Consider the following 20,762-nt stretch of genomic DNA (forward strand, 5'->3'; position numbering starts at 1 on the left):
CTTTCTTACGTTCTCCTTATTATTTTTGGGAGAGTAATCATGCATCCAGCCATCATCGCATTTCTATTTTTTCTATTATTAAGCTCAATGTACTTACTGGTGGGAGCATGGCAGCTATGACCACATTCGAATTACAACATGCAGTTTTTATCCAAAACGACCAAATCAAAACAGATAGCCTAAAAGTGGCCGAAGTCTTTGGTAAACGCCACAGCGACATTATTCGTGCAATAAAAAACATAGAATGTTCACCTGATTTCACTGAACGCAATTTTGCGCTCAGTGAATATGAGGACAAATCAGGTCGTGCTTTACCCATGTACGAAATGACCAAAGATGGTTTTGTCTTCCTGGCCATGAGCTTTACAGGTGCCAAAGCTGCCCAAGTTAAAGAAGCCTATATCAAAGCCTTTAACCACATGGCAGAAGTGCTATACAAACAACAAAATCAAATCCAGACCATCGATGTTGGTTCGGTGGTACGTCTACGCTCAGGAAGTCCAGATCTCACCGTAAATCATGTTTTTGATGACGTTGCAGAGGTCATTTGGTTTAGAGGAGGGCGAATTGTCCGGGAGCAATTACCTATTAGTTGTCTAACCTTAGGCGAAAGTGACCGTTTAGCTCCAACTGTCAGCTATACCCTCGATACGTTTTGGTCAAACCTATACAACTATGGTGTACACAACCTTAATCACAGCAACCGTACCGATCAAATCGCGCTTAACATTTCCCAAGTCGTCGATCTTTTCCCACAACTATTCACCAGAAATGACCTGTTGCAAAACTTGCCACATAGCAAACCACCATATCCACAATATGTCGAACACAATGTTCCCATGCAAAGTCGACTTGAAAGAAAAACTGTCCGCTGCTGGATATTTCAAGGCAATCATCCAACCATGATTGATGTAAAAGCAAAGGGGTAAGTATGAACGAAAACATTATTCCCTACGTACCTATTGCAGCGCGTGTACAAGCAAGCAATCCAAACAGCCAGCTTGTCTGCCAGCAGTTTTTTAATATGGTCGATCAATTGGTCAAAGCACAAATTACATTTAATCACGATACAACAATCGGATTTTTATCAATTTGTCCTGATCAAATTAACGATTTAATAGAACAACTTTCAAAAACTGATCATTCAATAGATAAATTAGATATAAAAATCTTAGAGTTAGCTCTAAATGATTTAACTTATCCTAAGTATTTGGGAGTACATCAGGTTACCAGTCCAATCTGGAATAACACCTCGGTTGCAGTCTGGCAATTTCAATTAAATAGAATTGCGAGAGATAAAAACATGCAACCTTATGACAATGATTTTCTATTAGATCAAGTATTAGCCACACTACGCATTTGGAGAAATTCACTCGAAGCCGTCGGAAACGACACTCAGGTGACTTACAACAACAATGATCTGATTTATAAACTCATAGATCTTGAAGACAAACTTGAAAAAGTTCAGGATCAACTAGAGTAAAAATTGAATTAAAAAAAGCCCACGTTTATGCGTGGGCTTTTTATTTATAAGTCATTATTTGGGTTCCACATCTTTTGCATACGCCTTACTTAAGCCAAGTAATGCAGCCTGTCCTTCAGGGCTTAACTGTCTATAGGCCTTTAACAACACACTTTCTTCACTGGTTAAGCCACTAAAGTCCGGATCTATTCCAAGCAATACATAACGAATATCAACGCCTTGTTTCTGCAATCGGTTTAGATATACCCACTGGTCCGGCACATTCCCACGTACATATGCTCCCAGCGTATTTTCACTTGCTCCAATCTCACGTGACAACGTTTTAGCACGTAAATGCTTGTTATCCAGCTCAACTTTGAAACGATGAGCAATTTCACCTGAAATTTCAGGGTCAATAGACGGCATAAAAATATTTCCTTTATGTATTTAAAGAACAAAATAATGTGCTATAGTGTGCCTTAGCATACCACTATTACCTAGAGTACCGTATGAGCAAACAAATTTCACCTTACGCTACGCGTCCTAGATCTAAAAAGATTAATGGTGGGCGTGTCCGCTGTGTTGTGTATCTACCCAAAGAAGAAGTGGACGAACTCGACGCTATTGTTGAAAAAACTGACATGAGTCGATCAAGTCTCATCGCACAAACCTATTTCGTTGGAAAACAAGCAACCACTAATTAACGAGGTAAAAATCATGTCAATCCAACCAAGACGCATCAAAAGACAACTTCGTGATAATCGTTTCAGCATCAATCTAACTATCGATGAAACTAATCTACTTACTGCAGCTTCAAATCTTACTGGAGTTGAAATCAGTTTTTTGATCCGTCAGATGGTTATGAAGCAAGCCATTAAAACGCTTATCGAAGATCCTGAAGATGATTTTAATTTGCAAAAATTCTTAAGTGAAGGCGCGCAAGAACAGCTTTCAAGGAGCTGAAAACATGCTCACAAGAGAAATCGTACTGACTGAACAAGAACTCAAAATTGTGCAAGAGGTACAAAAACAACTTGGCTTAGCCACAGTTGAAGAAACTATGGAATACCTAGCAAGAGAACGCATTCAAGAAAAATTGTTAAATCTTGCAGGTGAAGAAGTAAAACGCAAACAGCACTTTTTTTAAGGCAGTTCAATCAAGATGATGTTTCCAGAAACCAAAGCTTTAGTTATAGATAAACTCATGGACGTTTATAGCTTTAAGTTAAAAAGTGGTAATAAATTACGTGGCAGATGTCCGTCATGTAATCATAAAGAAGCATCAGCATGGGTGCACCCTGACGAGCCGTGGGTAGTATTCTGCCCACGCAAAAATAACTGTGGTACCGAAAACCATGTTAAAGAACTATTTCCCGAACTATTTGAAAAATGGGAAAAACGCTTTAAACCAACGCAAGAAGATCCACTTAAAACCGTAAATGCCTATTTGGTTGAAGGGCGTGGTTTTAACATCGACAAACTCAAATCACTCACATATACCCAAGAGTACTATAAAGATCCAGATCTGCATGTTGGATCTATCACCATCCGCTTTCCAATAACAGATCAGCAGGGCAATGAAGGCTGGTGGCAACGGATTTTAGATGAACAGGGCGTTTTAAAGAAAACGACCTTCAAATTCGGATGGTCATCTCAAAAGCATGCATGGCTCACACCAAACACAAATTATTTTGAATCAAAAGAAATCTGGATAACCGAAGGCATTTTCGACACCATCGCGCTTTGGCTATCTGGTATCACCAGTTTTTCAGCATTAAGCTGCAATAATTATCCTTCAATTTTCCTAAACCAAATTTTGGCTAAATGTGCCGAAACAGGCAAACCATTACCTAAACTGGTTTGGGCATTTGATAATGACCAAGCTGGCCATGATGGAATTTTAAAATTCATAGAGCAAGCCAGAGCCGATGGTTTTGAATGTGAAGCAGCACTTCCACCAGCCGGTCGCAAAAAAACGGACTGGAACGATCTATACAAACAAGATCGACTTAAATTTACAGATATTGAAACCTACAAATATTACGGTTCATTGCTTATTGCAGAAAAAGCTGTGGATAAAGGCATACTTATCTACAAGCATAAAGGTACCAAGTCATTTCCATTCGACTTCAACAATCAAGTCTATTGGTTCAAGCTCGATATGGATAAGTACGATGACTATATGAAAGGCATCGATTTTGAAAACGATGACAATCAAGACTGGGCACAGGAAGAAAAAGACCAAGCCATAGCAGAACGTCGTGATGCAGCAATCTTAGCTGCTGCCGATGCAAAGCTCATCATGGATTGCCGTCCACGCGGACTCTACTATCAATACATGGCAGAAATTGACGAAGCCGACTATTACTTTCAGATCGACTTTCCGCGTGGCGCGAAAACCATAAAAAATACCTTTAGCGCATCACACATATCATCTGCATCAGAGTTCAAAAAGCGACTTTTACACGTTGCACCAGGTAAATTTTATAAGGGTAATAGCAATCAGCTCGATGCATTTCTCGAAAGAGAACTGACCGATATTAAACGTGTCGAATTGATCAATTATGTGGGTTACAACGCAGATCATAAAGCCTATGTACTTGGCGACATTGCATATCAATCTGGACGTCAATTCCTGATCAATAAAGAAGACTATTTTGAGTTACCACGGCATACCAATCTTAAATGTCGTAAGCCATTCGCTTTAGATATCAATTCAAAGATGAATGAGTATAAAAAAGAATGGATTAACGACTTGATCGATGCATATAGCGTCCGTGGACTTGTCACCCTAACTGCATTTTTTGGCAGCTTGTATGCACAGCAAATTAGAAAGATGCATAAATCCTTTCCATTTTTCGAAGCAGGTGGTGAACCAGGAACAGGTAAATCCACATTGCTTTTATTCTTATGGAAGTTGTTTGGCCGTATTAAGTACGAGGGCATTGATCCAGTCAAATCAACAAAATCAGGTCTGATTCGTACCTTCAGACAAGTCTCAAACCTTCCAGTTGTCTTGATTGAATCAGAGCGAGAAAACGAAAAAGGGGTAGTAAAGCAATTCGATTGGGACTCACTTAAAACATTGTTTGATGGCGGATCACTCGGCGCGCAGGGCGTTAAAAACGGTGGCAATGAAACCTACGAGCCACCTTTCATGGGCACAATTATTGTGAGCCAAAATGCAGAGGTGGTATCGACGACACCAATTATGGAACGTATCGTTCAGATCAAGTTCACCAAAGATCAACTCAGCAAAAGCAGCTTATACGCAGCTCGCAGACTTGAAAAATATGAGCCACAAGATGTAAGTCAGTTCATTTTAAATTGCTTGAACAGAGAAAATGCAGTCTTAGAAACGTATAGAGAGGGTTTTGAAAAGTACGATTCGATTCTACACGATGAAAAATTTAACGTCCGTAGCTCACGAGTAGTCCAAAACCATGCCCAATTTTTGGCGTTATTCGATTCTCTTTGTAGGCACATTGTCGAGATACCAGTTGAGATCCAGAAGCAAGTTCATGCTGAAATTATTGCAATGGCTCAAACACGCGACAAAGTCATCAAATCAGATTCAATCATCGTTCAAAACTTCTGGAATACCATTGAAGAAATGGAATCTTCAATACCAAATCTTCAACACCATGACAGCGTATTAAATCACTCTGCTAAAGCTGACATTTTTGCAATCAATTTTGCGCATTTATATAAAGTCGCAGCTGATTATCGATATTCACTACCTGAATTAAACGAATTACAAACCGCATTACGTCACAGTCTTCATTACCGCTTTATTGAAGCGAATAAGCCGATACAGAGCAAAATTGCAAATATGAGCAAACGATGCTGGATCTTCGAAAAACCAGCGTCACAACGGGACTAATCCCACAATTTAAGGAGATCAATATGATCGATAAAGAAATGATTGAAATCAAGGTGGTATTTAAAGCAATCAAAGGAAAAATAGAAAGCTTTCGGGAGATGCAAACTAAAGAGAATCAGAACCGGAGTGAATTGAGCTACCCATATTTATATGGAGCTTCTGAACAAACATTAACATCCATTGAAACAATCATTGATCAGGAACTTTCTAAACTTAGTTGAGAGTTTTTAGCGCACATACAAAAGCGGCCACTTCTGTATGTGCTACATCACCCAGTCAGGAGACTAAACAATGCAACACGATTCTAACGTAGAAACACCACAAGCGGAAATTCCTGAATATCTTCGCTGTGAACCACGTACCTTTAAAGTTACTCACCACATGAGTGATACGTGTGATCTTCAGTTCACATTAGTCATTAAATGCACAGATGAAATGCTGCATGAACACAATACATTCTGGTCAAATCATCAAAATAGATTAGATGAGAATGGGGGAGACATCGTCAAAGTCATGTTAAAGATGATTGCGGTTGACGTTTTCAATGCGTGTTTTCAAGGAAAAGATAATGTCGGGTATCCACCATACAGATGGGGAATTAACACCATTTTTCAGAAAGAAGGTTGGGACTCAGATTGCTTTGAAATCACCAAACTCTATTTTGATAATTACATCAGCGGTGATGATTTTGAGTTTGAACCGGTTCAAGCAGAAGGAGCTTCATCATGAGCGAAATCTCTACTGCAGTTCTAACACCGCACTTAAATCATCCAAACTTTTCCGGTGGTAGCGACTACTGCAAACGTTGCAACTATGCACATAAAAAAAGAAAGGAACCACTGGTACCACGGCCATTATCTGACTATGAAAGAAAATTTCGTCAAAGATGGTCAAATCAGCAAGTTGTAATTCTTAAAAATATGCCAAGCAATGCAGTACTGGGAGCTTAACCATGTCAGAGAAAACAGAATTACATCTGAAATTTGAGTCAATAATGGGCAATGACTTAAAAGATTTTATCTGGAATGAAGATCTGGAATGTTATGACGACTACACAACTGAAATTTGTTGGCTAACATTTTTGAACTCAATTCAGTATTTAACGCTCGATAATCACTGCATGATTGGCCAAACATGGTTTATGAAGGGTACGCCAGTAGCGAATCTGATCAAACATGCCGAACAGGTTTATAAAGCCGAAGCGATCACTCAAAACTCAAAAATCAAATTTGGTACAGATGACAATAGATCCTGGTTTGCGCATGACGTTCCATTTTTTGGGACTGTTCAGATGGATCAATATGAAGAGCACGGAATAGTGGAATGGGACATTCATTTTAATGAGTGCTGGCAAGGCCCTTTCAATTCTAAAGCACGCTGCATCCAGCATCTTGAAGAATGCATTCAAGAAATGCGTGAAGAACAGGCTCAGGAGGGATAAATCATGTCTAAATATCATTGTAAATGTGGTGGTCTTATTCTTCCTGATTTTGATTCATTCAAGGTGGGTGATGAAGTCAATTGCATGCTCGAAACCCGTAAACCTATTGGTAATGGACTTGTAAGCATCAATCAAAAAGCTTTCATCGGAAAAATTATCGATATCAGTGGAGATGAGTTCAGTATCAAATCAAAAAACAAAATCTATGAGTTCAACAGAAGAGAGTTTTCTCCAATCGATGCACCAGGGCCAATTGAATATTTCCGAATTGGTAAATGTCGCTGTGAATTAGACCAGGAGAAGTCTAATGGCTAAAAACTCAAAATTTGCCATCACCCGTGGTGGATGGTGGCCATGCGAAGAAAAAGTCTTACTTTCAATGCTTAAAGATCATTATCCGGTGCACCGCATTGCAGAAGTACTTCAGCGTGATCGAATGGGCGTACATGCAAAAATAAACGTGATGAAACGTCAAGGTTTGATTGATATGGGAGTACTAGCAGCATGAGAGGAATCAATAAAGTTATTCTGGTCGGATCACTCGGCGCAAATCCAATTGCTAAGCATTTCCCTAACGGCAGCGGTTACGCGCAATTTTCAATTGCAACAAGTGAACGTTGGCAAGATAAACAAACGGGTGAATATCGTGAAAATACCGAATGGCATCGCATCGTAGCGCATGGCCGTTTGGGTGAAATTGCATGCCAATATCTAAAAAAAGGCTCAAAAGTCTATATCGAAGGTTCATTACACACACGTAAATGGACAGATCAAAACCGACAAGAAAACTACATCACGGAAGTGAAAGTTCATAGCCTTCAAGCACTTGATAGTGCTCCGATTGCAAGTCCAGTGTGAGGTAAACAATATGACTGCTCTCATTTTTGATACAGAAACACATAAACTGCATGGCGATATTATTGAAGCTGCAGCGATGGAAGTTCATTTTCAGCCATTTACTGATTATCCAATCATTCCAACTATGTTTGATTTCACTAAACGCTATAAACCAAGTGAACCAATCTCAATTGCAGCGATGGCCATACATCATATTGTGGATGAAGATCTTGTTAAGTGTCCTTCATTTACCAAGTTCAAACTGCCAAAAGATAATATTGAATATCTGATCGGCCATAATATTGACTACGACATCGAAGCGATTGAACGTGCTGGTACAGATACATCGAGCATCAAGCGAATCTGCACATTGGCAATGGCCAGATACCTCTGGCCACATTTTGAGTCTCATAAATTAACAGCTTTGGCTTATCAATTAAGCTCTGATCGGAAAGCAACAAGGCGAGGTGTGAGAGGTGCTCATTCTGCTTTGAATGATTGCAAAACAACACATGCGCTTTTATTGAATATTGTCCGAGTAAGACAAATCAAATCAATGGAAGAGCTTTATCAATTTTCACAAATGGCCAGAATACCCACCCATATTTTTTATGGCCCTCATCGAGGTAAAGCCATTGCAGACCTATCCAGCTATGATCTGGAATACATTGCAAGAAAGTCAGATGATCAATATTTACTGACTGCAATCGAAGCTGAACTTCATTCACGCGAAGAAGAGGAGCTTCCTTTCATTTAAGCTGCTCAAAAGCACCTTTCATGCACCTCCGAACGGAGGGGCAATCTTTTAAAATAACCCCAATCATTCAAGATACTTAAATGTAGGACTTTCCATGTCTGCAGGATTAGAAATTCGCGGAAAATCGATGCGCATCTGGATGCGACCGATCGCAACTGAACCACTAATTAAAGAAACACTCGACTGGCCATTTACACCAGAAAATCAGGAACGCGCAGAGAAGCTGGCCAACCTCATTAAATTGGAGATCCAGCTCGATCAATTTCAACTGGCCAAACACTTCCCAAACTCTAAAAATATTAAAAAAAATCAAGTCAGCTACTATGCCCAGCAATATCTTGATCAAACCATAAGAGAAGTTGCACCGAGTACATATGATTCTTATCGTGGTCATGTAAACAACCATATCGTCCCTAAATTTGGGAAAATTCATCCAAAAGATATCAATACCAACATGCTTAAAAGATGGATTGAAGATCTAAAGGAGTCGCTAAACAACAAAACAGTGCGAGAAATAATTACTCGGTTCGCGCAGATCCATGCGATCTGGAGAGATGAAAAGCAAATGCCCTATAACCCATTTGAAAATATTGTGATTCATCAGCTTGATCCACCAGAGCCGGATCCATTTAGCAAAGTCGAAATCGCCATGATTTTAAATACTGAAACAGATCTCGATATTCAAAATCTATTGCCATGCTTATTCTGGACTGGACTTTCAATGTCAGAACAAATTCCTATCGCTTGGGAAGATATCGATCTGGAGAACGGTACCATTCAAATATCCAGATCCTATGTCCGGGGTATTTATCGCGTCACTAAAAACCGACGTAGAAAAAGACGAATCAAGCTGCTCGAACCGGCTATTCAAGCACTTAAAAAGCAATATCAAACTACAGGTAATACAAGACCAAAAACCATTGAAGTACTGCAGCGTGACAACAAGACCAAACGTATAGAAAAAGTCCGCTTTGTTTGGGGCAATCATGAACGCTCAAATCACTTCGAATACCACGAACTCAGGTACCGCTGGAATAAACATTTAAAAAAAGCGAAGGTACGTGGGCGTGGAATCAATCAAGGTCGGCATACCTTTGCCAGCCAGCTTTTAACCTCAGGCCAAGTTCCTCCGGAGTGGATTGCAGAGCAGCTTGGTCATAGTGATACGTCAATGATTTATAAGCATTATGGAAAGTTAATCGCAGAAGATCTGCCTGACTACATCACAAAGCTGAATAACTATATTTCGATGTAATGAAACTTACTTTTTAATTACTTCAAAATAGACATAATATTTTTACTATAAGTGCCTAAATATTAAGGCACTTTTTTTATTTATTACTCCATTACTTCATTTTAAGTCTATTCAATAAAGAAGTATAAGTCATTGAAAAATAATGATGGAAAAAACATCAATAATCAAAGTATGAGTAAGTTTGATTCAGATCAAAATATGACTAAATTCCCATATTCAACCCATCTATCAGATGCGTGTAAGCTAAGTTATTAATAAATATAGAGCTAATACATAGATTATGGTGGGTTCGAATCCCGTCATTCACCCCAATTTCGGAGCATAGCACAGCCTGGTAGTGCACCTGGTTTGGGACCAGGGGGTCGTAGGTTCGAATCCTACTGCTCCGACCATATTTAAAAGCGTTCAAGCTTTCTAAAATATCCCAAATATTGAAAATAATTTCTTCTAGTCTTACAGACAGAAGGAATTTTTTTGTTTTTATATATTTAAATTTTAATTCATACACACTCCAATATTTGAACTTGTTTAAATAAGTTCTGTTCTCTGTTATTGATATTTCTGCCTTAACTCATCTTTTTCTTGTTCTGATAAAAATGCGATTTTAAGTCCATTTTGTTGAGCTGTATAAATTTGCTCTGGGCTTAAACCTGCTAGTGGGGCAGCAGTTAAATATTCATGTTGTATTTCAATACCTTCAACCGCTGGGTCATCTGTATTAATAGTGGCAAGCACACCATGTTCTAAAAAAGTCTTTAATGGATGCTCTGCTAAAGAAGGCACTGTGTTGGTTTGAATATTTGAGGTGAGACAAGATTCAATACCAATCTGGTGTTTAGCCAAATAATCTAGAAGTTTTAAATCTTGAACGGCTTTAACACCATGCCCAATCCGTTCTGCACCTAATTCTTCAATGGCTTGCCAAATACTCTCTGGGCCAGCAGCTTCGCCTGCATGTACCGTAATGTGCCAACCTGCATCACGCGCTTTTTTAAAGTGTTCAATAAATAAATTGCCCGGAAAACCAAGCTCATCTCCAGCGAGATCCAGCGCTTTAATATCATTTTTATGGGCAAGTAGGGCATTTAATTCTTTTTCGCAGGCTTCTTGGCCAAAAGTACGGCTCATAATGCCAATTAAATTCGCTTTTACCCCGTAAGCTTGGCTGCCTTCTTTTACGCCAGCAATAACTGCTTCAACAACCCCTTCAAGTGGAAGTTGATGTGTCATTCCCATATAACCCGGTGAAAAACGTAACTCTACATAGTCTAGGCCTTGTTGTGCTGCATCTTGCATATTTTCAAAAGCAATACGTTTGCAGGCATCTAGGCTCGCTAATACCTTTACGCCCCAATCGAGCTTCGATAAAAAACTTAATAAGTCTGGTTGGTTATCCATCACTTGTACGTGTGGTCGTAAAGATTCAATGTCGTAAGCAGGTAAATCTAAATGGTATTGTTGCCCCAACTCTAAAATGGTTTGAATGCGAATGTTTCCATCAAGGTGGCGGTGTATATCTGTAAGTGGAAGCGTTTTTGCAATCATGGATTTCTTCTTATCTGTTCGTATCAGTTCATCATGCCTGTTTAGAGCCACTGATAATAGTTTGGTTTTGCTATGTTTTTGTGAAAAGCGTTGAGTTGAGTTTTTTGAACTTACTATATTTGTATAAGTTTTAATTTTGATGACATTGTTCTGGCCTAAGAAGACAACCCAGTCTGTGTAAGATACGAGCATAAAGATTTTTATTGTTTTTAATTTCGCTGAGCCTGTTTTTTGTTGACTCTTCAAGAGTAGATTGGCTGAAGAATGGTCATTGGTATTTTGGCTTTTACTTGTAAAGATGAATAAAGGCTTGCTAAAGACCAAACCGATAAAGCGATTAATTTATCTGTAGAAATCTATTTCTGGCAAGTAAATGAAAAAGAAGAAATAGGAAGCACTCAAATGAAGTCGGTACTTTGTCATCAAGCAACATTACAAGTCGTGGAGCAACCGAACTTAACACCTGCAAAAGGGCAAGTTTTATTGGAAGTGGTGCGATGCGGGATCTGTGGTTCAGATTTACATATGCAGCACCACTGCGACCACATGCATGATTTGGCTGCACGTGTAGGGTTTAATGGTTTAGCGAAGTCCACAGACCCGTTTGTACTAGGACATGAGTTTTGCGGCAAGGTTTTAGACTACGGCCCAAAAACACGCCATAAATTTAAAGCGGATACACTCGTTTGTGCAATGCCGCTTTTAAATGTAGATCAGCATGGTTATTTGTCAACAGGCCTTTCTCCAAATGCTTCGGGTGGTTATGCCGAGCAAGTATTGGCTCAATCAAGCTTGATGTTTGAAGTACCGAATGGTCTAGATGCAGATAGTGCTGCCATGACTGAACCGATGGCAGTTGCATTGCATGCTGTTCGCCGTAGCCGTGTAAAAACAAGTGAGCCTGCGATTGTGGTCGGTTGTGGTCCTGTTGGGTTAGGTGTCATATTAATGCTTAAAGCAGCGGGGGTTAAAACCGTAGTTGCCAGTGACTTTTCTCCAAACCGCCGTAAGCTTGCCGAGCAATGTGGTGCGGATATTGTGGTAGACCCTAAAGAGACATCGCCATTTGCCAACTGGAAAGAGTTTGGTTTACTTGGCAATGTTTCGGATGCCATTAACATGGGCATGGGGCTGTTTGATAAGTTACAAGCGACTCGTTTACCGTGGTGGCATGGATGGCGCATGATTGATAAATTAGGCGCTCTGCCAAAACGCCCTGTTATTTTTGAGTGTGTTGGCGTACCGGGCGTTTTACAGCAAATTATTGAAGGTGCACCTTTATTTTCCCGAATTGTTGGGGTGGGCGTGTGCATGCAAAGTGACAAAATAGAACCAGCACTTGCGATTAATAAAGAGTTAGAAATTCAGTTTGTATTGGGATACACGCCGCTTGAGTTTAGAGATGCGCTACACATGATTGCAGAAGGTAAAGTGAACTGTTCACCGCTCATTACGGGTGTTGTTGGCCTAGAAGGTGTAACTAATGCATTTGAAGCGTTACGTGATCCTGAACAGCATGCCAAAATCTTGATTGACCCTAAACGTAGCGGTTCAGATATTCAATTAATGAGTCATTAATTTCAAAGCCATTAACGCTTAACTAAAAAGGTTGTGATTTGATTAATCACAACCTTTTATGAGTATTGAGTGTAAATGAAAGCTGCTGAGCTAATTCGTATTAGTCTTTAGTTGTTCTAGTTCTTGGTAAATCCACTCAACAAATTTTTGAATAGTCGGTGAGATGTCTTGGCTCGAATGAATGAGATAGTACTTCCGGCTGCCTTTTAGTTTTTTATTGGAAACAATCACCAGTTCTTTTTTTTGTAGTTCAGACTCAATCAGCATTTGTGGAATTAAAGCCATTCCCATGTCATGACTCGCAGCAACCGCAAGCATTGAAAATAACTCGTGACGTTGTCCATCAAAAGGTTTCGGGTGCTGCATGTGATGAGTCAGAAACCATTCTTGCCAAATACTAGGCCGAGTGGTTTGTTGTAGTAGGGGGATTTTCAGCAAATCTTCAGGGCTTAAATCATAAGTATTCTCATTAATCATCACAGCATCTGGAAAATACTTTTCGATGAGTCTTGGTGAGCACACAGGTACAATTTCTTCATCCATTAAATAATGTGCTTGTATGCCGGGCCAGTGGTCAATCTGCTGCTGCGTACCTGCAAAAATCGCAGCATCAAAAATATTGTCATTAAATAAAAAGGGCTTGGTACTGGTTTCTAAATGAACCGTAATTTCAGGGTGTTTTTGATTTAAAAGATGGAGCTTGGGTAATAACCATCGCGTTGCGAAGGTAGGAACTACACCTAACTTTAATGTTCCACCTAAACCTTTATGAGAAATCACATCGGCCGTACATTTCTCTAAGCCTAATAAGTAAGGTTTAATACTTTTAAAATACTGTTGACCAGCAATGGTGAGTTCAACACCATGCCGAGTACGTATAAAGAGTTCAACGCCCAAGAAGTCTTCTAACTGCTGAATTTGGCGCGAAACTGCACTTTGAGTAATGCATAGCTCTTGCGCAGCATAGGTATAACTTAGATGTTTTGCTGCACTTTCAAAGCAAATCAGGCCCTGAATGGATGGGATGCTTCTTCGCATAAATAAATCCTTTTATTTGTCATCATATTTCAAAACAGCATATGACCTACATGCAAATATCCGAGTTTAGTATAAAAATAAGCCATTTTTAATGAAATACAATGAATTAAATATCTAAATTTAAACCTTCTTATTTTAAATATGCGTAAGTTGCATATCTGCATGAACATTTATCGTTTGATTACTGAATTTTTCACGCATAACATCGAGTTAAATAAAGAAGATCAAATCAAGCAGAGGATGCGATGAATCACATGGTGACAACAAAAAAAGCAAAAGTTCAATTTAACTGGCAAGACCCATTTTTAATTGAGCAACAGCTTAGCCCAGATGAGCGCATGATTCGTGATGCGGCTCATGCCTATTGTCAAGAACGTTTGCAACCACGTGTACTTGAACAATTTCGTCATGAAACAACAGATCCATCTATTTTTCGTGAAATGGGAGAGCTTGGCTTACTGGGGCCAACCATTCCTGAGCAATATGGCGGCGCGGGTTTGAACTATGTGAGTTATGGTTTGGTTGCGCGTGAAATTGAATATGTCGACTCGGGCTACCGTTCTATGGCGAGCGTGCAAAGCTCATTGGTGATGGTTCCAATTCATGAATTTGGTACTGAAGAACAAAAGCAAAAGTACTTACCTAAACTTGCCACTGGTGAATACATTGGCTGTTTTGGTTTGACTGAACCTGACCATGGTTCAGACCCGGGCAGTATGATTACTCGTGCTAAAAAAGTTGACGGTGGTTACCGTTTAAGTGGCGCAAAAATGTGGATTACCAACAGTCCAATTGCTGATGTATTTGTCGTTTGGGCAAAAGAAGTTTCTGCGGAAGGCAATGTGGGTGACATTCGAGGCTTCATTTTAGAAAAGGGCTGGGAAGGTCTATCTGCGCCTGCCATTCATGGCAAGGTCGGTTTACGTGCCTCGATTACAGGTGAAATTGTGATGGATAACGTTTTTGTACCTGAAGAAAATGCGTTTCCTGAAATTCGAGGTTTAAAAGGCCCATTTACCTGTCTAAATAGCGCTCGCTATGGCATTGCATGGGGGGCAATGGGTGCTGCTGAGTTCTGCTGGCATACTGCACATCAATACACCATGGACCGTAAACAATTTGGTCGTCCGTTGGCTGCAAATCAGCTGATTCAAAAGAAACTGGCAGATATGCAAATGGAAATTGCTTTGGGTCTACAAGCAGCTTTACGTTTCGGCCGTATGAAAGATGAAGGCATTGCATCAGTTGAAGGCACGTCCCTAATTAAGCGTAATAACTGTGGAAAGGCACTTGATATTGCCCGCATGGCACGTGACATGATGGGTGGAAACGGCATTAGTGACGAGTTTGGCGTAGCACGTCATTTGGTCAATCTTGAAGTCGTAAATACTTATGAAGGCACACATGACGTTCATGCCTTGATTTTAGGTCGTGCACAAACAGGCATAGCCGCATTTAGTAACTAACTCATTCATTTTAAAAATAGAGGTGTTCTTTTGGGAGCACCTGTAGGGATTTTTACGCAAAAATTTATGGAAAATGACAAGATTCATCGTAAGGATACTCATGTGAAGATGTACCTCTGTGTACTTAAAACCAAATGTAAGATGATGAAAATGTAAAAGATTAAGTCATACAGAAAACATAAGTAGGCTGCCGATGACTCATTTGGGAAAATGAGGAACTAAAGATGAACAATGACGTTCAAGTAATATCGAAAGAATTGAGAACTACATTTCCAAGCAATCTTGGAACATATGAAAAGATCGGACCGAATACATGGAAATGGGCATTGTTATTTGCTTATTTTGCGATGGTGGTCGATGGCATTGATATTATGCTGCTGTCTTATAGCTTGACCAGTTTAAAGGCAGAGTTTGGGTTAAGTACCTTTCAAGCGGGTGCCTTAGGTAGTGCTTCTTTAGCAGGTATGGGTATTGGCGGGGTTTTGGGTGGCTGGGCATGTGACAAGTTTGGTCGTGTACGAACCATTGCCAACTCGGTGACCTTCTTTTCTGTAGCAACTTGCTTATTGGGCTTTACGCAAAGCTTCGAGCAATTTATGGCTTTACGTTTTACTGGTGCTTTAGGAATCGGAGCACTCTATATGGCTTGTAATACCTTAATGGCTGAATATGTGCCCACCACTTACCGTACCACGGTCTTGGGCACGTTACAGACGGGTCAGACTGTAGGTTATATTGCAGCGACCCTATTAGCTGGCGCAATTATTCCAGATCATGGCTGGCGTGTTTTGTTCTTTCTGACCGTAGTACCTGCTTTCGTTAATATTTTCCTGCAACGATTTGTGCCAGAGCCAAAATCTTGGCAGCTCACCAAAATTGAAAGCTTACAAGGCAATAGACAACCAAAAGAAATGGTGGTGGCTGAAAAGCCGAAAAGTAGCAGTATCTATAAGCAAATCTTTAATAACTTTAAGCACCGTAAAATGTTTTTGTTATGGATGACCACAGCATTCTTCTTGCAGTTTGGTTATTACGGCATTAACAACTGGATGCCAAGCTATTTAGAAACAGAAGTGCATATGAACTTTAAAAACTTAACCAGTTATATGGTGGGTTCATATACAGCAATGATTCTAGGCAAAATTTTAGCGGGTTATCTTGCTGATAAATTTAATCGCCGTGCTGTTTTTGTGTTTGGAACAATAGCTAGCGCCGTGTTTTTGCCAATCATTATTTTCTTCAATACCCCTGACAATATTTTGTATTTATTAATCACCTTTGGCTTCTTATATGGCATTCCATACGGTGTAAATGCGACTTATATGGCTGAAAGCTTTTCAACCGATGTACGCGGAACAGCCATTGGCGGTGCTTATAACATTGGTCGTGTCGGGGCAGCGATTGCACCAGCCACCATTGGTTTCTTGGCATCGGGTGGAACTTTTGCCATGGCCTTTATTGTGATGGGTGCTGCGTATTTTGTTGCAGGGGTATTGCCAGGCTTATTTATTAAAGATCGTCAGTACGATCCACAAAGACAATCATAAACAATGACAGGGAGGTGCATTAGTACCTTCTAAAAAGATAAGGGTATCGTTATGGGTGCATTACAAGGAATTCGAGTTTTAGATTTAAGTCGTGTACTTGCAGGGCCTTGGTGCGGGCAAATCTTGGCAGACCTTGGCGCGGAAGTGATTAAAATTGAACGTCCTCGAGTTGGTGATGACACTCGTATGTGGGGGCCACCATGGATGCCCGATCAAGACGGAAACATGACCCGTGAATCTGGCTATTTTCAGTGTACCAACCGCAATAAATATTCGGTTGCGGTGGACATTACTACACCCGAAGGTCAGGCCGTAATTTATGAAATTGCCAAGACTGCCGACGTGGTGATTGAAAATTATAAGACAGGGTCTTTGGCTAAATATGGTTTGGACTATGCTTCCTTAAGTGAGCTGAACCCGAACATTGTGTATTGTTCGATTACCGGTTTTGGGCAAGATGGCCCACGTGCAGAAGAACCCGGCTATGATTTTATTATTCAGGGTATGTCAGGCTTAATGAGCATTACCGGCGAGCCTGATGATGTTGCCGGCGGTGGTGCACAAAAAGTTGGCGTGGCTGTTGTAGATATTCAAACTGGTTTATATTCAACCATTGCCATTCAAGCCGCATTGATTGCACGCTCGCAAACGGGACGTGGTCAATATATTGATATGTCACTCCTTGATGTACAGGTCGCGGCACTGGCAAATCAGGGAATGAACTATTTAGCTTCAGGTAAGGCCCCACAGCGCATGGGTAATCAACACCCAAGCATTGTGCCTTATCAAACTTTTAAGGCTAAAGATAAAGAATTTATTATTGCTTGTGGTAATGACAAACAGTTTAAAGACTTGTGTGTTGCGATTGGTTATCCAGAACTACTCGAAAATGAAAAGTTTGTGCGTAACCAAGACCGCGTCAAATATCGAGATGAATTGATTCCTTTATTGTCGGAGCACTTTTTGCAGAAAACTGCCAAAGAGTGGGTCGACATGATTCATGCGCTTAAAGTACCCGTAGGTGTAATCAACTCTATTGAAGATGCTTTGGCTGAACCACAAATCGTCCATCGTAATTTGGTGGTGAATATTCCTCATCGTTTAAATGAAAACTTTCAAACCATAGGCTCACCCATCAAGTTGTCTGATACTCCCGTTGAATATCATCATGCACCGCCAGAGTTGGGTGAACATACCGCTCAAATCTTATCGAGATTTAAAACAGCAGAAGAGCTTGCTGCATTAAAAGAGAAGGGCATTATTGATGGAAAAATTGCTTAAGCTATTACCGTTTTCAATATGGCCATTCAATTATCATTGTAGTTGAATATAAAAAACCGCTTTTATAGCGGTTTTTTATTAGGAAGTTTTTCTAATCTTGAACTTATGACTTTTTAGAAATACGCTCTTCGATGGCAAATTTGAGTAAAGAAGCACTGCGGTAAAAACCGTGTGCGAACTTTCCAAATGGCATGGTAATGAAGAAGGTCATGACTGTAGCTAAATGGAAAATCAGTAAAAGTGCCATGTAAGGGGTATTACGAAATGCCATGAGAGCTAAACCTGAAGCACTGACTAAAATTAAAAGGAAAATAAAGCCTCGATCTACAGGTTTTTGCTCGCGGTCACCATGTAATGGGTGGCGTTTAAGGTTTAAATAGAGCAAGCCAGATGGTCCAATCACTAAGCCAAACCCACCCAACGTACCCAAAATCACAGGCAAGCTAAAGATAGGGTAAGGTGCATGCAGGTTAAGGAAATAGTGATATAAAGTCGCTACGCCTGTGGCTGCAAAGCAAAGCATAAAGCCATAAAAGGTGAGGTGATGGAACACGCGGCGAATTTGTGTGTAACGGTCATCTTGCTCATTACAGCCTTTACCATGTCCACCATCTAAATATTTAAGCGTTAAAACATTTTGAGAGGCTTGAATAAGGTCTGGTTTCTCAACTTTGCCGTGAATAACTTTAGACGTCTGTCGCCAAAATTTACTAATCCCAATGCCGAGCAAAACAATCGCAACTGTAAAGGTCGCTCCAAACAGTAGAGCTAAAAAGTTATGCGGGAAAATCGCGTAGAAATTACCTTGATAGCCTGCAAACAGGTCAATGCCTTTGTACCACACCACAGCTAACATGCATAAAAAGAAAATAACTGATAACGCCGAGACAAAAGGAATTCCTACAGACTTATAAAGTCGGCCTAAAGGCTGAGGGGTCGCAAACTCTTGGTAAGTTTCCAAACGTACTTGTGCCATCGCTTTTGGAATATTTACACCAAACTCATGTGGCGGGGCATATTGGCAAGCATGTAAACAAGCACCACAGTTATGGCATAAGTTTGCGAGGTAATGAATATCGGCTTGGTTAAACTCAAGACGTTTGGTCATGGCCGCAAATACAGCACAAAAAGACTCACAGTAACGACAAGCATTACAAATTTGTAGGGCTCTTTGAACTTCCTGCTCATGGTCAGAGAGCTGAACAACTGGAATTAGGGCTTTGGTACTAGCATTCATGTTCAACTCCTTGTGAAAGTGCATAGTGGGCAGCATTTTTTCCGGCAATGCGTCCAAAGGTTGTGCCGATCGACATACCAACGCCTGCGGTATAACCCTGACCGAGTACGTTACCTGCCATCATTTCGCCTGCGACAAACAGGTTGCGGCTGGCTTTATTGTTAAAACGTACCGCAGCATCGTCTTCAACTTTTAAACCTAAATAGGTAAAGGTAATGCCGGGTTTAAGGGCATAAGCATAGAAAGGTGGCTGATCGAGAGGGACAGCCCAATGGGTTTTGTTGGGAACAATATTTTCGGTGGTGCAGTCGTCTAAAACCGTGTGGTTAAAGGTGCCGTGCACACAAGCTTGGTTAAATTCTTCTACGGTGTGGCATAAGGTTTTTGCATCTAGTCCGATTTTTTCGGCCAGTTCTTGAATGCTATTTGCTTTTACACCCGCAAACACAGGTGGCATAAAGCGCCCAATCGCTTTTGAATCAATAATCGAATAGGCGATTTGCTGAGGCTGTTTGGCAACAAGGCGGCCCCAAATCGCATAACGTTTTGGCCAGAAGTCTTCGCCCTCATCGTAAAAACGTTCGGCTTTGTTATTAACCACAATTCCCAATGAAACGCAGTCGATACGGGTGCAGATACCGCCGTCATATAACGGTGCGCGTGCATCTACGGCTACACAGTGCGATTGCGATGGGTCACCAATAATATCGGCGCCTTGATCTATCATAAATTTGAGTAAGTTGCCTTGATTAAAGCGAGTTCCGCGAATAATGAAATTATCGGCAGGCCATTCGCCGTTTTCATTTTGTCCCCATGCTTCTCTTAACCATTCCAAATTTGACTCAAAACCACCTGCGGCCAATACACAGCTTTTCGCCTTAAACACGCGGCCATCTTCGGCAATTGCAGCTTCAAAATGTCCTTGATTTAACTTTAGATCTTTAATTTTTGTGTTGTATAAAATCTCGATGCCAAGCTCTTGGGCACTTCGGTAATACGCATTAATGAGGGCTTTACCGCCACCCATAAAAAAGGCATTGGTACGTGCAACATGCAAAGCACCCGATAGCGGTGGCTGAAAATTCACACCATGTTTACGCATCCAGTCACGACAGGTCGCCGTGCTACGAATAACGAGACGAGCTAAGTGTTCATTGGTTTTTCCGGCTGTGACTTTAAGTAGATCTTGCCAATATTCCTCTTCGGGATAAGCATCGACTAATACGTCTTGAGGAGCATCATGCATGCAGCGAAGGTTACGAGTGTGTTGTGAATTACCACCACGCCATTCTTTAGGTGCTGCTTCTATGACCAGCACAGAAGCGCCACTTTCTTTTGCTGTGAGTGCGGCACACAACGCAGCATTCCCACCACCAATTACAATCACATCATGCATGGATTTCTCCCTTTCTCAGCTAAGGTTAATGTAGCTTTA

At 40.6% G+C, this 20,762-nt stretch carries 24 protein-coding genes and 1 tRNA gene; 20 read left to right on the forward strand and 5 right to left on the reverse strand.

What is annotated here, in order from left to right; translation table 11 throughout:
- The first annotated feature begins 116 nt into the window (after positions 1–116).
- Together J671_RS12830 and J671_RS12835 are read left to right on the forward strand one after the other, a co-directional pair.
- Positions 117–929 (forward strand): Rha family transcriptional regulator, encoded by an 813-nt coding sequence (locus J671_RS12830; protein WP_031982459.1) that lies wholly within the window; start codon positions 117–119, stop codon positions 927–929.
- A gap of 2 nt (positions 930–931) precedes the next feature.
- Positions 932–1,483, forward strand: coding sequence for a hypothetical protein (locus J671_RS12835; protein WP_031982462.1), 552 nt, complete (start codon positions 932–934; stop codon positions 1,481–1,483).
- A gap of 54 nt (positions 1,484–1,537) precedes the next feature.
- Here J671_RS12835 and J671_RS12840 read toward each other — a convergent pair whose 3' ends face one another.
- Positions 1,538–1,888 (reverse strand): hypothetical protein, encoded by a 351-nt coding sequence (locus J671_RS12840; RefSeq protein WP_031982463.1) that lies wholly within the window; start codon positions 1,886–1,888, stop codon positions 1,538–1,540.
- 83 nt (positions 1,889–1,971) lie between these two features.
- Here J671_RS12840 and J671_RS0104480 point away from each other — a divergent pair, with 83 nt between their 5' ends.
- From J671_RS0104480 to J671_RS12900, 14 genes are all read left to right on the forward strand, one after another.
- Complete coding sequence (locus J671_RS0104480; RefSeq protein ID WP_031982464.1) at positions 1,972–2,166, forward strand: ribbon-helix-helix protein, CopG family; 195 nt, start codon at positions 1,972–1,974, stop codon at positions 2,164–2,166.
- 13 nt (positions 2,167–2,179) lie between these two features.
- Positions 2,180–2,425 carry a hypothetical protein gene (locus J671_RS12845; RefSeq protein WP_031982465.1) on the forward strand — a complete coding sequence of 82 codons (246 nt, stop codon included), beginning with the start codon at positions 2,180–2,182 and terminating at the stop codon, positions 2,423–2,425.
- Positions 2,426–2,429: 4 nt separating this feature from the next.
- The gene (locus J671_RS12850; protein WP_031982467.1) at positions 2,430–2,609 is read left to right on the forward strand and encodes a hypothetical protein; all 180 of its coding nucleotides are present in this window, start codon (positions 2,430–2,432) and stop codon (positions 2,607–2,609) included.
- A 15-nt stretch (positions 2,610–2,624) separates the two neighbouring features.
- Complete coding sequence (locus J671_RS12855) at positions 2,625–5,345, forward strand: toprim domain-containing protein (RefSeq protein WP_031982469.1); 2,721 nt, start codon at positions 2,625–2,627, stop codon at positions 5,343–5,345.
- Positions 5,346–5,368: 23 nt separating this feature from the next.
- Positions 5,369–5,566 (forward strand): hypothetical protein, encoded by a 198-nt coding sequence (locus J671_RS12860; RefSeq protein WP_031982470.1) that lies wholly within the window; start codon positions 5,369–5,371, stop codon positions 5,564–5,566.
- A gap of 70 nt (positions 5,567–5,636) precedes the next feature.
- Positions 5,637–6,074, forward strand: coding sequence for a DUF2528 family protein (locus J671_RS12865; protein WP_031982471.1), 438 nt, complete (start codon positions 5,637–5,639; stop codon positions 6,072–6,074).
- Positions 6,071–6,295 carry a hypothetical protein gene (locus J671_RS0104485; protein ID WP_031982473.1) on the forward strand — a complete coding sequence of 75 codons (225 nt, stop codon included), beginning with the start codon at positions 6,071–6,073 and terminating at the stop codon, positions 6,293–6,295. The genes J671_RS12865 and J671_RS0104485 overlap by 4 nt, the downstream gene beginning before the upstream one ends.
- A gap of 2 nt (positions 6,296–6,297) precedes the next feature.
- Positions 6,298–6,786, forward strand: a complete 489-nt coding sequence (locus tag J671_RS12870) for a hypothetical protein (protein WP_031982474.1) — start codon at positions 6,298–6,300, stop codon at positions 6,784–6,786.
- Between the two features lie 3 nt (positions 6,787–6,789).
- Positions 6,790–7,101, forward strand: coding sequence for a hypothetical protein (locus J671_RS12875; protein ID WP_031982475.1), 312 nt, complete (start codon positions 6,790–6,792; stop codon positions 7,099–7,101).
- A complete protein-coding gene (locus J671_RS12880) occupies positions 7,094–7,294 on the forward strand; it encodes a hypothetical protein (protein ID WP_031982477.1) in 201 nt (66 codons plus the stop codon). Before J671_RS12875 ends, J671_RS12880 begins: the two co-directional genes overlap by 8 nt.
- Positions 7,291–7,644, forward strand: coding sequence for a single-stranded DNA-binding protein (gene ssb / locus J671_RS12885; protein ID WP_031982479.1), 354 nt, complete (start codon positions 7,291–7,293; stop codon positions 7,642–7,644). Before J671_RS12880 ends, ssb begins: the two co-directional genes overlap by 4 nt.
- Before the next feature lie 10 nt (positions 7,645–7,654).
- The gene (locus J671_RS12890) at positions 7,655–8,380 is read left to right on the forward strand and encodes a 3'-5' exonuclease (RefSeq protein WP_031982480.1); all 726 of its coding nucleotides are present in this window, start codon (positions 7,655–7,657) and stop codon (positions 8,378–8,380) included.
- Between the two features lie 94 nt (positions 8,381–8,474).
- Positions 8,475–9,635 carry a tyrosine-type recombinase/integrase gene (locus tag J671_RS12895; RefSeq protein ID WP_031982481.1) on the forward strand — a complete coding sequence of 387 codons (1,161 nt, stop codon included), beginning with the start codon at positions 8,475–8,477 and terminating at the stop codon, positions 9,633–9,635.
- Positions 9,636–9,950: 315 nt separating this feature from the next.
- Positions 9,951–10,027 (forward strand) — tRNA-Pro (locus tag J671_RS12900).
- A 157-nt stretch (positions 10,028–10,184) separates the two neighbouring features.
- Here the strand turns inward: J671_RS12900 and add are convergent.
- Entirely contained in the window at positions 10,185–11,180 is a 996-nt protein-coding gene (gene add / locus J671_RS12905) for an adenosine deaminase (RefSeq protein WP_031944404.1), read from the reverse strand.
- Positions 11,181–11,582: 402 nt separating this feature from the next.
- Between add and J671_RS12910 the strand changes: the two genes are divergently transcribed.
- Complete coding sequence (locus tag J671_RS12910; RefSeq protein WP_006581503.1) at positions 11,583–12,758, forward strand: zinc-binding dehydrogenase; 1,176 nt, start codon at positions 11,583–11,585, stop codon at positions 12,756–12,758.
- A 90-nt stretch (positions 12,759–12,848) separates the two neighbouring features.
- Here the strand turns inward: J671_RS12910 and J671_RS12915 are convergent, their stop codons facing one another.
- Positions 12,849–13,796 carry a LysR substrate-binding domain-containing protein gene (locus J671_RS12915; RefSeq protein WP_001254610.1) on the reverse strand — a complete coding sequence of 316 codons (948 nt, stop codon included), beginning with the start codon at positions 13,794–13,796 and terminating at the stop codon, positions 12,849–12,851.
- A gap of 245 nt (positions 13,797–14,041) precedes the next feature.
- Here J671_RS12915 and J671_RS12920 point away from each other — a divergent pair, with 245 nt between their 5' ends.
- The 3 genes from J671_RS12920 to J671_RS12930 all read left to right on the forward strand — a co-directional run bounded on the left by J671_RS12920 (position 14,042) and on the right by J671_RS12930 (position 18,090).
- Entirely contained in the window at positions 14,042–15,262 is a 1,221-nt protein-coding gene (locus J671_RS12920) for an acyl-CoA dehydrogenase (RefSeq protein ID WP_006581502.1), read from the forward strand.
- Positions 15,263–15,486: 224 nt separating this feature from the next.
- Positions 15,487–16,809 carry an MFS transporter gene (locus J671_RS12925; RefSeq protein WP_031982482.1) on the forward strand — a complete coding sequence of 441 codons (1,323 nt, stop codon included), beginning with the start codon at positions 15,487–15,489 and terminating at the stop codon, positions 16,807–16,809.
- Between the two features lie 51 nt (positions 16,810–16,860).
- Positions 16,861–18,090: a CaiB/BaiF CoA transferase family protein gene (locus tag J671_RS12930; RefSeq protein ID WP_006581500.1), complete on the forward strand. Its 1,230-nt coding sequence runs from the start codon at positions 16,861–16,863 to the stop codon at positions 18,088–18,090.
- A 103-nt stretch (positions 18,091–18,193) separates the two neighbouring features.
- On the opposite strand, the gene tcuB is transcribed toward J671_RS12930, so the two are convergent.
- Both tcuB and tcuA read right to left on the reverse strand, forming a co-directional pair.
- Positions 18,194–19,327, reverse strand: coding sequence for a tricarballylate utilization 4Fe-4S protein TcuB (gene tcuB, locus J671_RS12935; protein ID WP_031982484.1), 1,134 nt, complete (start codon positions 19,325–19,327; stop codon positions 18,194–18,196).
- Positions 19,317–20,723 (reverse strand): FAD-dependent tricarballylate dehydrogenase TcuA, encoded by a 1,407-nt coding sequence (gene tcuA / locus J671_RS12940; RefSeq protein WP_031982486.1) that lies wholly within the window; start codon positions 20,721–20,723, stop codon positions 19,317–19,319. The genes tcuB and tcuA overlap by 11 nt, the downstream gene beginning before the upstream one ends.
- Positions 20,724–20,762 lie beyond the last annotated feature (39 nt).

Origin of the sequence: Acinetobacter sp. 1130196 (genome assembly GCF_000588095.1) — a bacterium.
In the GTDB taxonomy this organism is placed as follows: domain Bacteria; phylum Pseudomonadota; class Gammaproteobacteria; order Pseudomonadales; family Moraxellaceae; genus Acinetobacter; species Acinetobacter nosocomialis.